This window comes from Klebsiella sp. S69, assembly GCF_016516145.1.
Taxonomy (GTDB): Bacteria; Pseudomonadota; Gammaproteobacteria; order Enterobacterales; family Enterobacteriaceae; genus Klebsiella; species Klebsiella oxytoca.
The window spans coordinates 1-18,237 of the sequence record NZ_JACVUU010000011.1; the positions used below are offsets into that span (position 1 = coordinate 1).

Here is an 18,237-nt window from a genome sequence, read left to right on the forward strand (position 1 = left end):
AGCGCAGGACCTTGCCGTTACTCATCACCAGGTCCACATGGTCGTGTTTTTACGCCGGCAGATCTCCGCTGAGGATACGCAGGCTTCCCGACATGCCGAGATGGACGATAATCCAGCCGTCGGGCAGTTCGAGCAGCAGATATTTAGCGCGGCGGCGCACGCTGAGCACAGGAACGTCGCTCAGGCGATAGATCTCTTCGGAAACCGGCCAGCGCAGGCGCCCGTTGCGCACAACGGCGTGCAGGATGGTCGCACCAACCAGGTGAGGCTCAATGCCGCGGCGGCTGGTTTCTACTTCAGGTAATTCAGGCATTCTTTTCTCGAACAAAAACGGCTGGATGCTCTATCTTACCGCGTTCAGCGACGAGGTTCAGGGCAATTATTGTTCAGCTTGCTCTTCCGCCTGCCACAGGAGGGCTAAACTCCAACCAGCGCCGACGGTGGCGTCGTTTTAATAACAAAAAACCCCGCCGAGGCGGGGTTTTTCTTTACAAGGAACCTAAAATTATTTGATTTTAGCTTCTTTGTATAAAACGTGCTGACGGACAACTGGATCGAACTTTTTCAGTTCCAGTTTTTCCGGCTTAGTACGCTTGTTCTTCGTGGTGGTATAGAAGTGACCAGTACCAGCAGAAGAAACCAGCTTGATTTTCTCACGAATACCTTTAGCCATGATTTATTTCCTCTAAGTACTTAGTACTTTTCGCCACGGGCACGCAGTTCGGACAGAACTGTATCAATGCCTTTCTTATCAATAACACGCATACCTTTAGCAGATACGCGCAGGGTGACAAAACGCTTCTCACTCTCAACCCAGAAACGGTGAGAGTGCAGGTTCGGCAGGAAACGGCGTTTAGTCGCGTTCAGTGCGTGGGAACGGTTGTTACCGGTCACCGGACGCTTGCCAGTAACTTGGCAGACTCGGGACATGTCTATTCTCCAAAAATCAAATTAGCTCGAGCTTCGTATGGGGTATTGGCGCCTCGTCAGGCTTTACAGCCCGGTCATCGCATAGTTCTATTGAACTCTCGATTGCCAGGCCCAAATGCCAAACCCGAGATTCTCAAAGGTGGCGTAGTATACGCTGACTCTGCGATGTGCTCAAGTCCCGAACAGACAAAGATCCCGATGGATCGCATGATCGGGGCTAAATCCAGCCGCGTTCAGCAAAAGATACGTACGCTCCGCGGCCGATAACAAGGTGATCGAGCACACGTATATCCATGAATCGACAACATTTTATCACTCTTTCGGTAATCAATCTGTCGGCCTTACTCGGCTCAGGACTTCCGGATGGATGATTATGTGCCAGGATCACCGCGGCGGCGTTCACTTTGATGGCTTCGCGTACGATTTCTCGCGGATGCACCTCAACGTGGCTAAGAGTACCAGAAAAAAGTCGGCTATGTTTCAATACCCGATTCTGATTGTCTAAAAAGATCACCATGAAGATCTCGCGCTCTTCGTCGGCCAGCTGGCTTTGCAGAAACTCCCGCGTCATCGACGGGGTGACCAACGAGGGCTCTTCTGTCATCCGCAGGCTGAAATAGCGTCGCGCCAGTTCAGCAATCCCTTTTAGCTGCGCATATTTCGCCAGACCAATGCCTTCAATCTCAGCGAACTGTGACTCTTCCGCCGAAAGCAGGCCGTACAGCGAGCCAAATCGCTGCAGCAGCTCTCGCGAAAATGTCATCACGTCCTGCGTGCGCGTACCGGTACGTAAAAACAGCGCTAACAGCTCGATATCCGATAAAACTTCGATACCGTAACGCTGCATCTTTTCCCTCGGCATGAGGGTTTCCTGTATCTCCATCGCGGCCTCTCCTTCCCACTCCGCGCTATCCTGACACAGCCTTTTTGCGCCGCCGACAGGCAAGTTTTATCCCTGCGTAGCGCCTCGCAAAGTGGATCGCCACCAGGCACACGATGCCGTGAGGATTGTGATAAGATGCGCGAATTCTGGTGTACCGCAACAGGAAAAAATCATGATGAGTCTGGCTGGTAAAAAGATCGTTCTCGGCGTGAGCGGCGGCATTGCTGCCTATAAAACGCCGGAACTGGTGCGCCGCCTGCGCGACCGCGGCGCGGATGTCCGCGTCGCCATGACGGAAGCCGCTAAAGCCTTCATTACGCCATTAAGTTTACAGGCGGTATCGGGTTATCCGGTTTCCGACAGCCTGCTCGACCCGGCCGCCGAAGCCGCAATGGGCCACATTGAGCTGGGGAAATGGGCCGATCTGGTTATTCTCGCTCCGGCGACCGCCGATTTAATCGCCCGCGTCGCGGCAGGCATGGCTAACGATCTCGTCTCGACGGTTTGCCTGGCGACGCCGTCGCCCGTCGCGGTCGTGCCCGCCATGAATCAGCAAATGTATCGCGCCGCCGCCACCCAGCATAATCTTGAGGTGATTGCCTCGCGCGGTTTGCTGGTCTGGGGCCCGGACAGCGGCAGCCAGGCCTGCGGCGATGTTGGGCCGGGGCGGATGCTGGACCCGCTGACCATTGTGGATATGGCCGCGCAGTACTTCTCTCCTGTCAAAGATTTGCAACATCTCAACATCATGATTACCGCGGGCCCAACCCGCGAGCCGCTGGATCCGGTGCGTTATATCACTAACCACAGTTCTGGTAAGATGGGCTTCGCGATTGCCGCCGCCGCCGCGCGTCGCGGGGCAAACGTCACGCTGGTAAGCGGCCCGGTTTCTCTACCTACGCCGCCGTTTGTACAAAGAATTGATGTCACCACGGCGCTGGAAATGGAAGCCGCGGTGCAAAACGGCGCCTCACGGCAGCATATTTTTATTGGCTGCGCGGCGGTCGCCGACTACCGTGCGGTCACCATTGCCGAAGAAAAAATCAAAAAACAAGGTGATGAACTCACCCTGAAAATGGTTAAAAATCCGGATATCGTCGCAGGGGTCGCCGCGCTTAAGGCCAACCGCCCTTACGTCGTTGGGTTTGCCGCCGAAACGAATAATGTGGAAGAATACGCACGGCAAAAGCGAGCCCGCAAAAATCTTGATCTGATCTGCGCTAATGATGTTTCACAGCCAAATCAGGGATTTAACAGCGACAGCAATGCATTACACCTTTTCTGGCAGGAGGGAGATAAGCGCTTACCACTTGAGCGCAAGGAACTCCTGGGCCAATTATTACTCGACGAGATCGTGACCCGTTATGATGAAAAAAATCGACGTTAAGATTCTGGACCCGCGCGTTGGTCAGCAATTTCCGCTGCCGACCTATGCCACCTCCGGTTCCGCCGGACTTGACCTGCGAGCCTGTCTCGATGACGCCGTAGAGCTGGCGCCTGGCGCTACGCTCCTCGTGCCAACTGGCCTGGCGATTCATATTGCCGATCCGTCTCTGGCAGCAGTGATTCTCCCGCGCTCCGGGCTGGGTCATAAACACGGCGTCGTCCTGGGTAACCTGGTCGGCCTGATTGATTCCGACTATCAGGGTCAGCTGATGGTTTCCGTCTGGAACCGCGGTCAGCAGAGCTTCACCATCGAACCCGGCGAGCGTCTCGCGCAAATGGTGTTCGTGCCCGTTGTACAGGCGGAATTTAACCTGGTGGAAGAGTTTGACGCCACCGATCGCGGCGAAGGCGGCTTCGGTCACTCAGGGCGTAAATAAAAGCCCGGCAATAGACAAAAATCTTCGGGGCGTCGCCGATAAACGGGCAGCCCCAAAGATGAAGTGGAACCTGCATCGCAAAGCGCACTAATGCAATAACATCACCGCAGGCAATAGCTTGCGGTCGCTTTGTGGATGCCTGCCTGACAAGTGCTTTTTTTCAGGGGTATTTTAAAACATGGCAGAAAAACAAACTGCGAAAAGGAATCGTCGCGAAGAAATACTTCAATCTCTGGCGCTAATGCTCGAATCCAGCGACGGGAGTCAGCGTATCACCACGGCGAAGCTGGCGGCCTCCGTTGGCGTATCCGAAGCGGCTCTGTATCGGCATTTCCCGAGCAAGACCCGCATGTTTGATAGCCTGATTGAGTTTATCGAAGACAGCCTGATTACGCGCATCAATTTGATTTTAAAAGATGAAAAAGACACCACCGCGCGCCTGCGTCTGATTGTGTTGTTGATTCTGGGGTTTGGCGAGCGTAATCCTGGGCTGACAAGAATTCTGACCGGCCACGCGCTGATGTTTGAACAGGACCGGCTTCAGGATCGCATAAACCAGCTTTTCGAGCGTATTGAAGTCCAGCTGCGTCAGGTGATGCGTGAAAAGAAAATGCGTGAAGGTGAAGGCTACTCCGTCGATGAAGCCCTGCTGGCCAGCCAGCTGTTGGCATTCTGCGAAGGGATGCTGTCGCGCTTTGTGCGCAGCGAGTTTAAATATCGCCCGACGGACGATTTTGACGCCCGCTGGCCGCTGGTCGCCGCCCAGCTGAAGTAACCCTCTCCTGTCTCTATGCAGCCCGAAAGGCTGCATCTCTCTTTTTTGATTATTCTGGCATAACGCCCAGAACAATTCGTAGAACTGCCAGATGTTTTCGGCTCTCGCTCTCTCATACCATCCTTTGATTGTATCTTTGCAATGGATAAGGAGAGGGCTGATGGCGAAATCACGACGGGAATTGCTCAAACTGGGCGGTCTGGCAACCGCATCACTCGTGCTTAGTCAAAAAAGCTTCGCGGCCTGGGCGCCATCTGCACGTTATCCCGATCCGCGTATTATGGCGGTGGATGATAGCTTTCGCCGCTATATGCTTGCCAGCGCAAAAGTGGAGCAGATCGCCACCGGCTTTCGTTGGGCGGAAGGGCCGGTATGGTTTGGCGATACGCGCATGCTGCTCTGGAGTGATATTCCTGACAACGTCATTATGCGCTGGGATGAGGCCACCGGCGCTACCAGCGTATTTCGCCAACCGGCAAACTACGCGAACGGCCACGCCCGCGATCGGCAGGGACGGCTCATCAGCTGCGAACACGATACCCGACGAATTACCCGCACTGAATATGACGGTAGCATCACCGTACTGGCGGATAACTTCGAAGGCAAACCGCTGAACTCGCCAAACGACATCGTCGTGAGGTCAGACGGCAGCATCTGGTTCACCGATCCGCCTTTCGGTATCAGCGGATTCTATGAAGGGCATAAGGCCACGCCGCAGCTGCCGCAAAACGTTTATCGACTGGACCCGGAAAGCCGTAAACTGAGCGTCGTGCTGGGCGACGTCAAGGGGCCAAACGGCCTCTGTTTTTCCGCCGATGAAAAAACGCTCTACGTGGTGGAAAGCCGCGCTACCCCAAACCGGCTTATCCTGGCGTGGGATGTTGTCGATAACACATTGAAAAACAAAAGAGTGCATATTGACTGCGGTAACGGAACCGCTGACGGCATCGCCTGCGACATGGACGGGAACCTGTGGTGCGGGTGGGGTACGGGCAGCGAAGAGCTGGACGGCGTCCGCGTCTTCAATCCGCAGGGGAAAAACATCGGTATTATTCAGTTACCGGAACGCTGCGCCAACCTGTGCTTCGGCGGTGAACAGCGCAACCGCCTGTTTATGGCATCCAGCACGTCCATCTATTCGCTCTACGTCAATGCGCAAGGCGCAAAGCTGGTCTGAAAATATGCCCGGCGGACGTTGCCGGCCGGGCTGATATTTACACCCCGTACGCTTCGCGATAGGCGCGAACGGCTGCCAGATGTTCAGCCATTTCCGGCTTCTCTTCCAGATAGCTGATCAGGTCTTTCAGCGTCACGATGGAAATCACTTTACAGCTGTAGTCGCGCTCAACTTCCTGAATCGCTGAGATTTCACCGCGTCCGCGTTCCTGACGATCCAGAGAGATCAGTACGCCGGCTAACTCGGCGCCGTTGGCCTGAATAATTTCCATCGATTCCCGAATCGCGGTGCCTGCGGTGATAACATCATCCACCAGCATCACGCGGCCCTGCAGCGCGCTCCCCACCAGATTTCCACCTTCGCCGTGGGTCTTTGCCTCTTTGCGGTTAAAGCAGTAAGGCAGATCGCGGTCATGATGTTCCGCCAGCGCTACCGCCGTGGTAGTGGCGATAGGGATGCCTTTGTAGGCCGGGCCAAACAGCAGGTCAAAATCAATCCCGGAATCCACCAGCGCTTCGGCATAAAAACGGCCTAACAGTGCCAGATCGCGCCCGGTATTAAACAGGCCGGCGTTGAAGAAATAGGGACTCTTGCGCCCGGATTTCAGCGTAAACTCGCCAAACTTAAGTACCTGCTTGTTAAGCGCAAACTCAATAAACTGGCGCTGATACGGTTTCATGGATTCGCTCCTCATCTTACTTTTCTACGGACAAAAAAAAGGCGACTTCTCAGTCGCCTTAAAAACTAGTTTTGCAACGCCGCCTTCTGCGTCGTGACAATGGATTCGATGCCCCCTCGGGCCAATGCCAGCAGGGTAAGGAGCTCTTCATGGGTGAACGGTTCGCCTTCTGCCGTACCCTGCACCTCAATGATGCGACCATCTTCGGTCATCACCACGTTCATATCGGTTTCCGCCGCGGAATCCTCAACGTATTCCAGATCGCAAATCGCTTCGCCATTCACGATCCCTACGGAAACTGCCGCCACCATTCCTTTCATCGGGTTAGTTTTCAGCTTACCGGCCGCAACCAGCTTATTCAGCGCATCCGCCAGCGCCACGCAGGCTCCGGTAATCGATGCAGTACGGGTGCCGCCGTCGGCCTGCAGCACGTCGCAGTCCAGAGTAATGGTGAATTCGCCCAGCGCCTTCAGGTCAACTGCCGCGCGCAGCGCACGCGCGATCAGGCGCTGGATTTCCATGGTGCGGCCGCCCTGTTTACCTTTGGCGGCCTCACGCGCGTTACGCGTGTGGGTAGAACGCGGCAGCATGCCGTATTCGGCGGTGATCCACCCCTGCCCCTGGCCTTTCAGAAAGCGCGGCACGCCTTCATCAATAGAAGCGGTGCACAATACTTTCGTGTCACCAAATTCGACCAGCACGGAGCCTTCTGCGTGTTTTGTGTAGTTACGGGTCAGGGTTACTGGACGCACTTGATTAGCGCTACGGCCTGCTGGACGCATGATGTTCTCCGGCTTGAAACGAATGTGGCTGCGCATTATACGGATAATGCGCGCTTATTCCTATCCTGATAAGGTCGCGAAAGCTATAATCCACCCCACTCTCCTTTAAAAACAGGAACGTCTATGATCCGCAGTATGACCGCCTACGCCCGGCGTGAAATCAAGGGTGAATGGGGTAGCGCCGCGTGGGAACTGCGCTCGGTAAACCAACGATATCTGGAAACTTACTTCCGCCTGCCGGAGCAGTTCCGTAGCCTGGAGCCCGTGGTACGTGAACGTATTCGCTCCCGTCTGACCCGCGGTAAAGTCGAATGCACCCTGCGTTTTGAGCAGGACCCAAGCGCACAGGGCGAGCTGATTCTCAACGAAAAGCTGGCAAAGCAGCTGGTTAATGCCGCCAACTGGGTAAAAATGCAGAGCGACGAGGGCGAAATTAATCCGGTGGATATTCTGCGCTGGCCCGGCGTAATGTCGGCTCATGAGCAAGATCTGGACGCCATTGCCGCCGAAATCCTGGGCGCGTTGAACGGCGCGCTGGACGACTTTATCGTCGCCCGTGAAACCGAAGGCCAGGCGTTGAAAACGCTTATTGAGCAGCGCCTGGACGGGGTCACCGCCGAAGTGGCTAAAGTACGCGCCCACATGCCGGAAATTTTACAGTGGCAGCGCGAGCGTCTGGTTTCCAAACTGGAAGACGCCGAAGTGCAGCTGGAAAATAACCGCCTTGAGCAGGAGCTGGTGCTGATGGCGCAGCGTATTGACGTTGCCGAGGAGCTGGATCGCCTGGAAGCGCATGTGAAAGAGACGTGGAATATCCTGAAGAAGAAAGAAGCGGTCGGTCGCCGCCTCGACTTTATGATGCAGGAGTTCAACCGCGAGTCGAACACGCTGGCGTCTAAATCGATTAATGCCGAAGTGACGAACTCCGCCATTGAACTGAAAGTGCTAATCGAACAAATGCGCGAGCAGATCCAAAATATCGAGTAACGATGACTCGCCCCCGCAAATCGTTTTTGAATAAAAGGTCATGGTAAATCATGGCCTTTTATTTTCGCTGCGTTTCAGAAGGAATCGTTCTTATCCAATATCCGGCAGGTTAAAAATGCCCCTGCCGCGCACAGCAGCGTGGGGGCCAGATAGCTGTGATCCATATGGGTGAATTCCATCACCAGCGCCACCGCCGTTATCGGCATCTGCATGGATGCTGCGAGAAACGCCGCCGCGCCAACCAGCGCAAAACTGCCGTAATCTCCGCCGGGAAGCAGCTGTTGCCAGAGCATACACAGCAGCAGGCTGGCCAAGCCGCCTACCGCCAGCCCCGGCGTCAGCAGGCCGCCTTCCGCACCGCCGCGCAGCACCGCCAGAATCACCACCATCTTCAGCACCAGCAGCATCGCCGCCCCGGGGAAACCCAGTTCATCGCTGAGAGCCAGCTGCATAGGTCCTTTACCGTTTCCCGGAAGCTGGGGGAAATAGAGGCTGAGGGCGGCAAGCAGAGAAAACGCCAGCAGACAGAAAACCGGCATCTGCCAGTTGCTTTGGACGTGCGAACGAGCGGTACTGGTCGCTTTGCGAAAGAGCCAGGCCCCGGCGCCGAGAATGGGGCCAGAGATAATCGCCCACCAGAGAAATGAATGCGGCAGGATGTCGGAAGTAAAATGGTATTGCGACTTATCGCCTAAGCCGAGGGTAGCCGTCCACGCGGCAATCGCCGATGTGATGATAGCCGCCAGCGTTTTTTCCCAGCTAAACGACAGCAGCATCACCTCAAGGCTGAATAACGCGCCGGCCAGCGGGACGTTATACACCGCCGCCAGACCCGCACCTGCGCCGCAGGCAATCAGCGTTCGGCTTTCATCTTCCGGCAGACCCAGCTTACGCGCCACCATCCCTGCCCCCAGCGCGCCCATTTCCCGCGGCGCGACTTCGCGACCAAGAGGTGAGCCCAGCGCCACGGTGACGATCTGCAACAGGGCATGAATCGTGGTGGTACCCGCAGGCATTGGCACGGAAGGATTGGCCACCGCTGACGCAACTGAAACCCGCTTCTGCCCATATCGCCCAAGCAGCCACCAGCCGAACCCGGCGACTGCACCGCCGGCGACGATTGCCATGATCCGACGCGGCCAGGACGAATCCGTGACGCCCTGTAAAAATGACTCTGAGCCAACGAGCTGGCCGTGGCTGTAGCCAAAAGCCTGGTGCTGAATCGCGTGTAAAATCAGCGCCAGAACCATGCCTGACAGGCCGGCCAGTATCCCCGTCAGCACAACGGCAAGCAGGCGGATGAGATAGTTTTTATTGTCAGCGGCGGCAGTCATTTTCTCAGACCTTGAAGGAGGAAACTAAAAGGATAAAGGCCCAGAGTTAAACATTAAGTATTCATACTGCTTTCAATATAGATGTGCATAAAAGGTTTAGTCATTATTTTTTCTAATCAATGGATGAAGAAACAGCAATTAAATAACCATTAAATAAAGCCAATATAAGCACATCTCGCATTAGTTTAATCTGGTTAAATGCGAATGCTTTAGAAAATCTCAGTCGTGATCCTGAGCACAAATCGTTAACCTTCCGCCATCATCGTGGGGGATTTATGCTGCTTCATATTCTTTATCTGATTGGGATCACGGCGGAAGCCATGACCGGCGCGCTGGCTGCCGGGCGCCGCCGTATGGATACGTTTGGCGTGATTATCATTGCGACAGCGACCGCTCTCGGAGGCGGTTCGGTGCGCGATATTCTGCTTGGTCACTATCCGCTTGGCTGGGTACAACACCCCGAGTACGTCATTATTGTTGCCGTTGCTGCGGTCCTCACCACGATTGCCGCGCCGGTCATGCCGCACCTGCGCCGTCTGTTTCTGGTACTTGATGCGCTCGGCCTGGTGGTGTTCTCAATTATTGGCGCCCAGATCGCGCTGGATATGGGCCAGGGCCCGGTAATCGCCTCCATTGCCGCGGTCATCACCGGCGTCTTTGGCGGCGTGCTGCGTGATATGTTCTGCAAGCGTATCCCGCTGGTGTTCCAGAAAGAGCTGTACGCCGGAGTATCGTTCGCTGCCGCGATTTTATATATCGCGCTTCAGCATTACGTCAGCAGTCACGATGTAGTCGTCATTTCCACCCTGCTGTTCGGCTTTACTGCTCGTATGCTGGCGCTGCGCTGGAAGCTGGGCCTGCCGGTATTTAACTACAACCACAGCGCGCATTAATACTTTCAGAACCCCGGAATGCGTTGCCCGCTCAGCCACTTCGCCAGCGCGGCAACTTCCGGATGATGTAAGAACGTCACCAGCTGCCGCGCTCTTTCAGCCCCGACGCCCGGCAGCCGTTGCCACTGCTCTTCGTTTCGATCCTGCATCTGCCGCCAGCTGTCCTCCCCCAGTCTGACAAAAGCCGTCTTCGGTATGGGCACTCCCATCGCCTGGATCCAGCGTAGAAAAGGCCGTTCGCGCGCAAGATTGAACTGATGCCACAGCCGCTGCCCGCGCTGCACGGAGATACCTGGTATGGCTTGCAGCTGTGCCGGCGTAAAAGCCAGCCATGAAAAGAGATGCTCCATGCCGCGGGCATCGTGCAGTGTCCGCCACAGCGTCTCTCCCGCGCCGTCAATGTTGAGAATCGATCGGGATGAGAGCCAGACCAGCCGCGAGAGAAACTGCTCCGCGCACTCTGGCGTGGCGAAATAGCAGGTTAAGGCATTGTACCGTGCCGCCGGCGGCTGGGGTTTATTACGCTGCGCCGTGCGCCAGACGACCGAATCGATGCGCGGAATTCCCTGCCCGGCAAGGCTGATTTGCAGCTGATCGCCAATACCGATATCCAGAGTGGACCAGCGGGATACCGAGCCGACGTTCACCCGCTGCACGCGCTTATCGTCCAGCAGCTGCGGCTCCAGATGCGCCACCACCGCTATTTTACCGCTACGCCCGATGCTGAAGCTGATACCGCGAACCTCCATAACCCGTGAGGCAGGAGGATATTTCCAGGCGATAACCCAATCACCCTGTCCCGGTACCCAGAAGCGCCCGGCTGACTCTTTTCCCCGCCGCACCACTACGCCATCGCTGGCAAAAGGCAGCGGCGAAGTAAACCAACGCTGGCGCCACTGTTCCACCTGCTGCGCATTCGCGACAGGATGCGAAAAGCGCGCGCTGTAAACAAAGCCGCCCTGCCGCAGCAGCGTCAGCCGCTGTTGCATATCCTGCGGACCATCGGGCCATGCCCAGATAAAGATGCCCAGTTGATTAAGTTCCGCCGCAGCCTGCTGGCGCATCATCATGCCGGCCACCTTTGCGCGCGCGTTCATGCCCCCCATCTGCTTTTGCACATGCCCCGCGCGAAGCAGGAACAGTTCTCCCTGCAGAACGCTATTGGCCAGTGCACCGTCAGAGACTTTAGGCACTGAGGGGATCTGTAAAACCCTGGCCGTCCAGTCTTCTCCGGCCAGACCATTCCCCCGGCTTATTGCCTGCACCAGGCGCCCCTGTCTATAGACCAGAGTCACTGCGACGCCATCGACTTTAGGCTGAACCCACAGGCCGGATTGACCGCGCATCCAGCGCGCCACCGCAGCGCGGTCCGGCAGTTTACGCACGCCGGTGTGCGCCACCGGATGCCTGACATCCCCCCTCAGCGGCGGAAGAACATCGTGAGCGGGAGCCTCGCCGGTGAAGCAGCGCCGCCAGAACGCCAGCCGCTCCGCCAGCTGGTCATAGACTTCATCGCTAACCGCACTGTTCCCCTGCTGCCAGTAGGCGTTTTTCCATTCCGTTATCTGCTGGCTGAGGCGTTCCATTTCCTGTTCGGCCCTCGTCTGCGGCCACGTGGGGCAGGCTGCCTGCGCGTATCCCACCAGCATCCACAGCACCAGCGCCTGGATTCCTTTTTGCATCGCGATGCCCTCCTGTTTATTCGCCGGGAATTGTGCCGCAGGCGTATTTTCATCGGCGATAGGGGATTTTTAAGGCTGCGAGCAGACATCCAGGTTTTCTATGTTGTTTCTGCAATGCCCGGAGAAATCAGGGAAACGGCAAGCAAAATGAAAGAAAAAATGCAAAAAGTGTGACAGGGACTGCGTCACGCAGCGGCGGCGTGTATAATAGGCTCGTATGTAAGCTCTATTTCGACCATCACATACAAAAGACACTCATGGCTCAAGGCACGCTTTATATTGTTTCCGCCCCTAGCGGCGCGGGTAAATCCAGCCTGATTCAGGCTTTATTAAAAACCCAACCGTTGTACGACTCTCAGGTTTCTGTTTCGCATACCACACGCGCTCCGCGCCCGGGTGAAGTGCACGGTGAACACTATTTCTTTGTCAATCACGACGAATTCAGGACGATGATTGGCGAAGACGCTTTTCTTGAACATGCAGAAGTCTTTGGCAACTATTACGGCACCTCGCGCGAAGCTATCGAGCAGGTACTGGCGACCGGCGTCGACGTCTTCCTTGATATCGACTGGCAGGGCGCACAGCAAATCCGCAACAGAATGCCCGGCGCACGCAGCATTTTTATTCTGCCGCCGTCAAAAGATGAGCTTGATCGTCGCCTGCGCGGCCGCGGTCAGGATAGCGAAGAGGTTATCGCGAAACGTATGGCACAGGCAGTTGCAGAAATGAGCCATTACGCGGAATATGATTACCTGATTGTGAATGATGATTTTGATACCGCGCTGAGCGATCTGAAAATTATTATTCGCGCCGAACGTCTGCGCATGAGCCGCCAAAAGCAGCGACATGGCGCTTTAATCACCAAACTGTTGGCAGACTGAACCCACATTCAGTATCATGCCCAGTCATTTCTTCACCTGTGGAGCATTTTAAGTATGGCACGCGTAACTGTTCAGGACGCTGTAGAGAAAATTGGTAACCGTTTTGACCTGGTACTGGTCGCCGCGCGTCGCGCTCGTCAGATGCAGGTAGGCGGAAAGGATCCGCTGGTACCGGAAGAAAACGATAAAACTACCGTTATCGCACTGCGCGAAATCGAAGAAGGTCTGATCAACAACAAGATCCTCGACGTTCGCGAGCGCCAGGAACAGCAAGAGCAGGAAGCCGCTGAATTACAAGCCGTTACCGCTATTGCTGAAGGTCGTCGTTAATCACACAGCGGGTCGCCCTTGTATCTGTTTGAAAGCCTGAATCAGCTGATTCAAAACTACCTGCCCGAAGAGCAAATCAAACGCCTTCGGCAGGCTTATCTCGTTGCACGTGACGCTCACGAGGGCCAGACACGTTCAAGCGGTGAACCCTATATCACGCACCCGGTAGCGGTAGCCTGTATCCTGGCCGAGATGAAGCTCGACCATGAAACGCTGATGGCTGCCCTGCTGCACGACGTGATAGAAGATACCCCCGCCACCTATCAGGATATGGAGCAGCTTTTTGGCAAAAGCGTTGCAGAACTGGTAGAGGGGGTGTCAAAACTTGATAAGCTAAAGTTTCGCGACAAGAAAGAGGCTCAGGCCGAAAACTTTCGCAAAATGATTATGGCGATGGTGCAGGATATTCGCGTCATCCTTATCAAGCTTGCTGACCGCACCCACAACATGCGCACGCTGGGCTCATTGCGCCCGGATAAGCGCCGCCGCATCGCCCGCGAAACGCTGGAAATCTACAGCCCTCTGGCGCACCGTTTAGGTATTCATCACATCAAAACCGAGCTCGAAGAGCTGGGCTTTGAGGCGCTGTATCCTAACCGCTACCGCGTTATTAAAGAGGTAGTTAAAGCAGCGCGCGGCAACCGTAAAGAGATGATTCAAAAAATCCTCTCCGAAATCGAAGGGCGTTTGCAGGAAGCGGGAATACCCTGTCGCGTTAGCGGTCGCGAAAAGCATTTGTACTCCATCTACTGCAAGATGGTGCTCAAAGAGCAGCGTTTTCACTCGATTATGGATATCTACGCCTTCCGCGTGATTGTCCATGATTCTGACACCTGCTATCGCGTGCTAGGCCAGATGCACAGCCTTTACAAGCCGCGTCCAGGCCGCGTCAAAGACTACATTGCCATTCCAAAGGCGAACGGCTATCAATCTTTGCACACCTCGATGATCGGCCCGCACGGCGTCCCGGTTGAGGTACAAATTCGTACCGAAGACATGGACCAGATGGCGGAAATGGGGGTTGCGGCGCACTGGGCTTATAAAGAGCACGGCGGCGAAAGCAGTACCACGGCGCAAATCCGCGCTCAGCGCTGGATGCAGAGCCTGCTGGAGCTCCAGCAGAGCGCCGGTAGCTCATTTGAATTTATTGAGAGCGTGAAATCCGATCTGTTCCCGGATGAGATTTACGTTTTCACCCCGGAAGGGCGCATCGTCGAACTGCCCGCTGGCGCGACGCCGGTGGACTTCGCCTACGCGGTGCATACCGATATCGGCCATGCCTGCGTCGGCGCGCGCGTCGACCGCCAGCCATATCCCCTGTCGCAGTCGCTCTCCAGCGGCCAGACGGTGGAGATCATCACCGCGCCGGGCGCTCGTCCGAACGCCGCATGGCTGAACTTTGTCGTCAGCTCCAAAGCGCGGGCCAAAATTCGCCAACTGCTGAAAAACCTCAAGCGCGACGATTCCGTTAGCCTCGGGCGACGCCTGCTTAATCACGCGCTCGGCGGCAGCCGCAAGCTGGCCGAAATTCCGCCAGAGAACATTCAGCGCGAACTTGACCGTATGAAGCTGGCAACGCTTGACGATCTGCTGGCCGAAATTGGCCTCGGTAACGCCATGAGCGTCGTCGTAGCAAAAAACCTGCAGCAGGGTGAAACCACCGCCGTGCCTGTACAGCCGGCGCCTGTCGGCCATAACCATCTGCCGATTAAAGGCGCGGATGGCGTGCTGATCACCTTTGCCAAGTGCTGCCGTCCGATTCCCGGCGACCCGATTATTGCGCACGTCAGCCCGGGCAAAGGCCTGGTTATTCACCACGAGTCCTGTCGTAACATTCGCGGCTACCAAAAAGAGCCGGAGAAATTTATGGCGGTTGAGTGGGACAAAGAGACGGCGCAGGAATTTATCACCGAAATTAAGGTGGATATGTTCAACCATCAGGGTGCCCTGGCGAATCTTACCGCCGCAATCAACACCGCCTCTTCCAATATTCAAAGCCTGAATACGGAAGAGAAAGATGGCCGCGTTTACAGCGCCTTTATTCGCCTCACCGCGCGCGACCGCGTGCATCTGGCGAATATTATGCGCAAAATTCGCGTCATGCCGGATGTGATAAAAGTCACCCGTAACCGAAATTAGCTCTGACACAAAATCATTCGAATTGCATCAAGGCGGCAAGCGAATGACAAATCTGCCAGGAGCAGATTTGAACGCTGCTTACAGCGGCCCCGTAAGGGGCGAGGCCCAGGGATGGGCCGAGTAATCCGCAGCGATTAAAGAGTCATTCGAAGGATGAAGTGTAATGAATTTACAGCGTTATGCGCGTATCTGTGAGATGCTCGCCAGGCGTCAGCCTGACCTGACGGTCTGCATGGAGCAGGTCCATAAGCCTCATAACGTCTCTGCGATTATTCGTACCGCAGACGCCGTTGGCGTGCATGAAGTGCACGCCATCTGGCCCGGTAGCCGTATGCGTACCATGGCCTCCGCAGCCGCGGGCAGCAATAGCTGGGTGCAGGTGAAAACCCATCGTACTATTGGCGATGCCGTCACGCATTTAAAAGGCCAGGGCATGCAGATTCTGGCAACCCATCTCTCTGATAACGCCGTTGATTTTCGTGAAATCGACTATACCCGCCCCACCTGTATCCTGATGGGTCAGGAGAAAACCGGCATTACTCAGGAAGCGCTGGACCTGGCGGATCAGGACATCATTATTCCGATGATTGGCATGGTGCAGTCGCTGAACGTTTCCGTCGCCTCGGCGCTTATTCTGTATGAAGCCCAGCGCCAACGGCAGAACGCCGGCATGTATCTGCGCGACAACAGCATGCTGCCGAAAGAAGACCAGCAGCGTCTGCTGTTTGAAGGCGGCTATCCGGTGCTGGCGAAGGTCGCAAAACGTAAAGGTCTACCCTACCCCCACGTCAACGAGCTGGGCGAAGTCGAAGCCGATGCCACGTGGTGGGCCACTATGCAGGCTGCAGGATAAAAACGATGCAAGGTCGCCTGTTAGATGCCGTCCCCCTTAATACCCTAACCGGCGTTGGCGCGGCACAGAGCAGCCGACTGGCGAAAATCGGCCTGCACACGGTGCAGGATCTGCTTCTGCACCTGCCGCTACGCTACGAAGACCGCACCCATCTGTATCAAATCGGTGAACTGCTGCCCGGCGTTTACGCCACCGTTGAAGGCGAAGTTCTTAACTGCAATATCACTTTCGGCGGCCGCCGGATGATGACCTGTCAGATAAGCGACGGCTCCGGCATCCTCACCATGCGCTTTTTTAACTTCAGCGCAGCGATGAAAAATAGCCTGGCAACCGGGCGTCGCGTGCTGGCCTATGGAGAGGCGAAGCGCGGTAAGCACGGGGCGGAGATGATCCACCCGGAATATCGGGTTCAGGGTGATATGAGTACCCCTGATTTACAGGAAACGCTGACCCCGGTTTATCCCACCACCGAAGGCATCAAGCAGGCTACGCTGCGTAAGCTCACCGACCAGGCGCTGGAGCTGCTGGAAACCTGCGCTATCGCCGAGCTGCTGCCCCCGGAGCTGGCACAGGGGATGATGAGCCTGCCTGACGCCTTGCGCACGCTGCATCGCCCGCCGCCCTCTTTACAGCTTAGCGAGCTGGAAAGCGGCAAACATCCGGCTCAGCGACGCTTAATCCTGGAAGAGCTGCTGGCGCATAACCTCAGCATGCTGGCGCTGCGGGCAGGCGCTCAGCGCTACCACGCTCTCTCGCTCAGCGCTAACGACACGCTAAAAGACAAGCTGCTGGCCTCTCTCCCCTTTACCCCGACCGGCGCGCAGGCGCGCGTCACGGCTGAAATTGAGCGCGATATGGCGCTGGACGTGCCGATGATGCGTCTGGTGCAGGGGGATGTTGGCTCCGGTAAAACCCTGGTTGCCGCGCTGGCCGCCCTGCGCGCCATCGCGCACGGCAAGCAGGTGGCGCTGATGGCGCCGACAGAACTGCTGGCTGAGCAGCATGCCAATAACTTCCGCAGCTGGTTTGAACCGCTGGGCGTTGAAGTAGGCTGGCTGGCGGGTAAACAAAAAGGCAAAGCGCGCCTGGCGCAGCAGGAGGCTATCGCCAGCGGACAGGTGCAGATGGTGGTCGGTACCCACGCCATCTTTCAGGAACAGGTCCAGTTTAACGGCCTCGCGTTGGTGATTATCGACGAACAGCATCGTTTCGGCGTCCATCAGCGGCTGGCGCTATGGGAGAAAGGCCAACAGCAGGGCTTTCACCCGCACCAGCTGATTATGACCGCGACGCCGATTCCGCGGACCCTGGCGATGACCGCTTATGCCGATCTCGACACCTCGGTCATCGATGAACTGCCGCCGGGCCGTACGCCGGTTACGACGGTAGCCATCCCGGATACCCGCCGCAGCGATATTATCGACCGGGTACGGAACGCCTGTACTCACGAGGGTCGCCAGGCCTACTGGGTTTGTACGCTGATTGAAGAGTCGGATCTGCTGGAGGCCCAGGCGGCGGAAGCCACCTGGGAAGAGCTGAAGCTGGCGCTGCCGGAGCTGAATATCGGCCTGGTGCACGGGCGCATGAAATCTGCCGAGAAACAGGCGGTCATGAGCGCGTTCAAGCAGGGCGAGCTGCATCTACTGGTCGCCACCACGGTAATTGAGGTCGGCGTGGACGTGCCTAATTCCAGCCTGATGATCATCGAAAACCCTGAGCGTCTGGGGCTGGCTCAGCTGCACCAGCTCAGAGGGCGCGTCGGGCGCGGTGCGGTGGCCTCACACTGCGTGCTGCTCTATAAATCGCCGCTTTCTAAAACCGCGCAGAAGCGCCTGCAGGTTCTGCGCGATAGCAACGACGGCTTCGTCATTGCCCAGAAAGACCTGGAAATTCGCGGTCCCGGCGAGCTCCTCGGCACGCGCCAGACCGGCAACGCTGAATTCAAAGTCGCAGATTTAATGCGCGATCAGGCCATGATCCCCGAAGTTCAGCGCATCGCCCGTCATATACACGAAAGATATCCTCAGCAGGCCCAGGCGCTTATCGAGCGCTGGATGCCGGAAACCGAACGCTATTCCAACGCGTAGCG

General features: G+C 56.4%; 19 protein-coding genes and 1 pseudogene. 12 read left to right on the forward strand and 8 right to left on the reverse strand.

From position 1 onward, the window contains the following. Positions 1–52 precede the first annotated feature (52 nt). From IAE27_RS12145 to radC, 4 genes and pseudogenes are all read right to left on the reverse strand, one after another. Positions 53–313, reverse strand: a pseudogene (locus IAE27_RS12145) (DNA-formamidopyrimidine glycosylase family protein); the annotation flags it as partial. Positions 314–505: 192 nt separating this feature from the next. Beyond that, entirely contained in the window at positions 506–673 is a 168-nt protein-coding gene (gene rpmG, locus IAE27_RS12150; protein WP_003024094.1) for a 50S ribosomal protein L33, read from the reverse strand. 20 nt (positions 674–693) lie between these two features. Continuing rightward, positions 694–930 (reverse strand): 50S ribosomal protein L28, encoded by a 237-nt coding sequence (rpmB, locus tag IAE27_RS12155; RefSeq protein WP_002436699.1) that lies wholly within the window; start codon positions 928–930, stop codon positions 694–696. 217 nt (positions 931–1,147) lie between these two features. Continuing rightward, a complete protein-coding gene (gene radC / locus IAE27_RS12160) occupies positions 1,148–1,813 on the reverse strand; it encodes a RadC family protein (RefSeq protein WP_004106905.1) in 666 nt (221 codons plus the stop codon). Between the two features lie 175 nt (positions 1,814–1,988). On the opposite strand from radC, the gene coaBC reads away from it, so the two are divergent. From coaBC to IAE27_RS12180, 4 genes are all read left to right on the forward strand, one after another. Further along, positions 1,989–3,200 carry a bifunctional phosphopantothenoylcysteine decarboxylase/phosphopantothenate--cysteine ligase CoaBC gene (gene coaBC / locus IAE27_RS12165; RefSeq protein ID WP_154022878.1) on the forward strand — a complete coding sequence of 404 codons (1,212 nt, stop codon included), beginning with the start codon at positions 1,989–1,991 and terminating at the stop codon, positions 3,198–3,200. Then, a complete protein-coding gene (gene dut, locus IAE27_RS12170; protein ID WP_004106909.1) occupies positions 3,178–3,636 on the forward strand; it encodes a dUTP diphosphatase in 459 nt (152 codons plus the stop codon). Before coaBC ends, dut begins: the two co-directional genes overlap by 23 nt. A gap of 178 nt (positions 3,637–3,814) precedes the next feature. Next, positions 3,815–4,411, forward strand: a complete 597-nt coding sequence (slmA, locus tag IAE27_RS12175) for a nucleoid occlusion factor SlmA (RefSeq protein WP_004106912.1) — start codon at positions 3,815–3,817, stop codon at positions 4,409–4,411. 160 nt (positions 4,412–4,571) lie between these two features. After that, positions 4,572–5,588: an SMP-30/gluconolactonase/LRE family protein gene (locus IAE27_RS12180; RefSeq protein ID WP_070556431.1), complete on the forward strand. Its 1,017-nt coding sequence runs from the start codon at positions 4,572–4,574 to the stop codon at positions 5,586–5,588. 37 nt (positions 5,589–5,625) lie between these two features. Here the strand turns inward: IAE27_RS12180 and pyrE are convergent, their stop codons facing one another. Both pyrE and rph read right to left on the reverse strand, forming a co-directional pair. Continuing rightward, complete coding sequence (gene pyrE, locus IAE27_RS12185; RefSeq protein ID WP_004106918.1) at positions 5,626–6,267, reverse strand: orotate phosphoribosyltransferase; 642 nt, start codon at positions 6,265–6,267, stop codon at positions 5,626–5,628. Positions 6,268–6,332: 65 nt separating this feature from the next. Then, positions 6,333–7,049, reverse strand: a complete 717-nt coding sequence (gene rph, locus IAE27_RS12190; RefSeq protein WP_004106921.1) for a ribonuclease PH — start codon at positions 7,047–7,049, stop codon at positions 6,333–6,335. Between the two features lie 123 nt (positions 7,050–7,172). Here rph and IAE27_RS12195 point away from each other — a divergent pair, with 123 nt between their 5' ends. Then, entirely contained in the window at positions 7,173–8,036 is an 864-nt protein-coding gene (locus tag IAE27_RS12195) for a YicC/YloC family endoribonuclease (protein WP_004116450.1), read from the forward strand. Between the two features lie 74 nt (positions 8,037–8,110). On the opposite strand, the gene IAE27_RS12200 is transcribed toward IAE27_RS12195, so the two are convergent. Continuing rightward, positions 8,111–9,370, reverse strand: coding sequence for a chloride channel protein (locus tag IAE27_RS12200; RefSeq protein WP_200092486.1), 1,260 nt, complete (start codon positions 9,368–9,370; stop codon positions 8,111–8,113). A gap of 275 nt (positions 9,371–9,645) precedes the next feature. On the opposite strand from IAE27_RS12200, the gene IAE27_RS12205 reads away from it, so the two are divergent. Continuing rightward, on the forward strand, positions 9,646–10,263 hold the full coding sequence (locus IAE27_RS12205; protein WP_004106924.1) for a trimeric intracellular cation channel family protein: 618 nt from the start codon (positions 9,646–9,648) through the stop codon (positions 10,261–10,263). Between the two features lie 5 nt (positions 10,264–10,268). Here IAE27_RS12205 and ligB read toward each other — a convergent pair whose 3' ends face one another. After that, positions 10,269–11,945, reverse strand: coding sequence for an NAD-dependent DNA ligase LigB (gene ligB, locus IAE27_RS12210; RefSeq protein WP_200092489.1), 1,677 nt, complete (start codon positions 11,943–11,945; stop codon positions 10,269–10,271). Between ligB and IAE27_RS12215 the strand changes: the two genes are divergently transcribed. From IAE27_RS12215 to recG, 6 genes are all read left to right on the forward strand, one after another. Beyond that, the gene (locus IAE27_RS12215; protein ID WP_070556435.1) at positions 11,940–12,119 is read left to right on the forward strand and encodes a hypothetical protein; all 180 of its coding nucleotides are present in this window, start codon (positions 11,940–11,942) and stop codon (positions 12,117–12,119) included. The genes ligB and IAE27_RS12215 overlap by 6 nt on opposite strands. 83 nt (positions 12,120–12,202) lie before the next feature. Then, positions 12,203–12,826 (forward strand): guanylate kinase, encoded by a 624-nt coding sequence (gmk, locus tag IAE27_RS12220; protein WP_004106926.1) that lies wholly within the window; start codon positions 12,203–12,205, stop codon positions 12,824–12,826. 54 nt (positions 12,827–12,880) lie between these two features. Next, the gene (rpoZ, locus tag IAE27_RS12225; RefSeq protein WP_004106927.1) at positions 12,881–13,156 is read left to right on the forward strand and encodes a DNA-directed RNA polymerase subunit omega; all 276 of its coding nucleotides are present in this window, start codon (positions 12,881–12,883) and stop codon (positions 13,154–13,156) included. A gap of 18 nt (positions 13,157–13,174) precedes the next feature. Beyond that, entirely contained in the window at positions 13,175–15,295 is a 2,121-nt protein-coding gene (spoT, locus tag IAE27_RS12230; protein ID WP_004106928.1) for a bifunctional GTP diphosphokinase/guanosine-3',5'-bis pyrophosphate 3'-pyrophosphohydrolase, read from the forward strand. A 163-nt stretch (positions 15,296–15,458) separates the two neighbouring features. Continuing rightward, a complete protein-coding gene (gene trmH, locus IAE27_RS12235; RefSeq protein ID WP_004106929.1) occupies positions 15,459–16,148 on the forward strand; it encodes a tRNA (guanosine(18)-2'-O)-methyltransferase TrmH in 690 nt (229 codons plus the stop codon). A gap of 5 nt (positions 16,149–16,153) precedes the next feature. After that, a complete protein-coding gene (gene recG / locus IAE27_RS12240; RefSeq protein WP_004106930.1) occupies positions 16,154–18,235 on the forward strand; it encodes an ATP-dependent DNA helicase RecG in 2,082 nt (693 codons plus the stop codon). Positions 18,236–18,237: the final 2 nt, after the last annotated feature.

What these genes read in the sequence shown, in the direction of transcription:
- trmH (WP_004106929.1), top strand. Translation starts at nt 15,459, where the DNA reads ATGAATTTACAGCGTTATGCGCGTATCTGTGAGATGCTCGCCAGGCGT.
- rph (WP_004106921.1), bottom strand. Translation starts at nt 7,049, where the DNA reads ATGCGTCCAGCAGGCCGTAGCGCTAATCAAGTGCGTCCAGTAACCCTG.
- recG (WP_004106930.1), top strand. Translation starts at nt 16,154, where the DNA reads ATGCAAGGTCGCCTGTTAGATGCCGTCCCCCTTAATACCCTAACCGGC.
- rpmB (WP_002436699.1), bottom strand. Translation starts at nt 930, where the DNA reads ATGTCCCGAGTCTGCCAAGTTACTGGCAAGCGTCCGGTGACCGGTAAC.
- ligB (WP_200092489.1), bottom strand. Translation starts at nt 11,945, where the DNA reads ATGCAAAAAGGAATCCAGGCGCTGGTGCTGTGGATGCTGGTGGGATAC.
- radC (WP_004106905.1), bottom strand. Translation starts at nt 1,813, where the DNA reads ATGGAGATACAGGAAACCCTCATGCCGAGGGAAAAGATGCAGCGTTAC.
- dut (WP_004106909.1), top strand. Translation starts at nt 3,178, where the DNA reads ATGATGAAAAAAATCGACGTTAAGATTCTGGACCCGCGCGTTGGTCAG.
- rpmG (WP_003024094.1), bottom strand. Translation starts at nt 673, where the DNA reads ATGGCTAAAGGTATTCGTGAGAAAATCAAGCTGGTTTCTTCTGCTGGT.
- gmk (WP_004106926.1), top strand. Translation starts at nt 12,203, where the DNA reads ATGGCTCAAGGCACGCTTTATATTGTTTCCGCCCCTAGCGGCGCGGGT.
- coaBC (WP_154022878.1), top strand. Translation starts at nt 1,989, where the DNA reads ATGAGTCTGGCTGGTAAAAAGATCGTTCTCGGCGTGAGCGGCGGCATT.
- IAE27_RS12180 (WP_070556431.1), top strand. Translation starts at nt 4,572, where the DNA reads ATGGCGAAATCACGACGGGAATTGCTCAAACTGGGCGGTCTGGCAACC.
- IAE27_RS12200 (WP_200092486.1), bottom strand. Translation starts at nt 9,370, where the DNA reads ATGACTGCCGCCGCTGACAATAAAAACTATCTCATCCGCCTGCTTGCC.
- IAE27_RS12205 (WP_004106924.1), top strand. Translation starts at nt 9,646, where the DNA reads ATGCTGCTTCATATTCTTTATCTGATTGGGATCACGGCGGAAGCCATG.
- slmA (WP_004106912.1), top strand. Translation starts at nt 3,815, where the DNA reads ATGGCAGAAAAACAAACTGCGAAAAGGAATCGTCGCGAAGAAATACTT.
- IAE27_RS12195 (WP_004116450.1), top strand. Translation starts at nt 7,173, where the DNA reads ATGATCCGCAGTATGACCGCCTACGCCCGGCGTGAAATCAAGGGTGAA.
- pyrE (WP_004106918.1), bottom strand. Translation starts at nt 6,267, where the DNA reads ATGAAACCGTATCAGCGCCAGTTTATTGAGTTTGCGCTTAACAAGCAG.
- rpoZ (WP_004106927.1), top strand. Translation starts at nt 12,881, where the DNA reads ATGGCACGCGTAACTGTTCAGGACGCTGTAGAGAAAATTGGTAACCGT.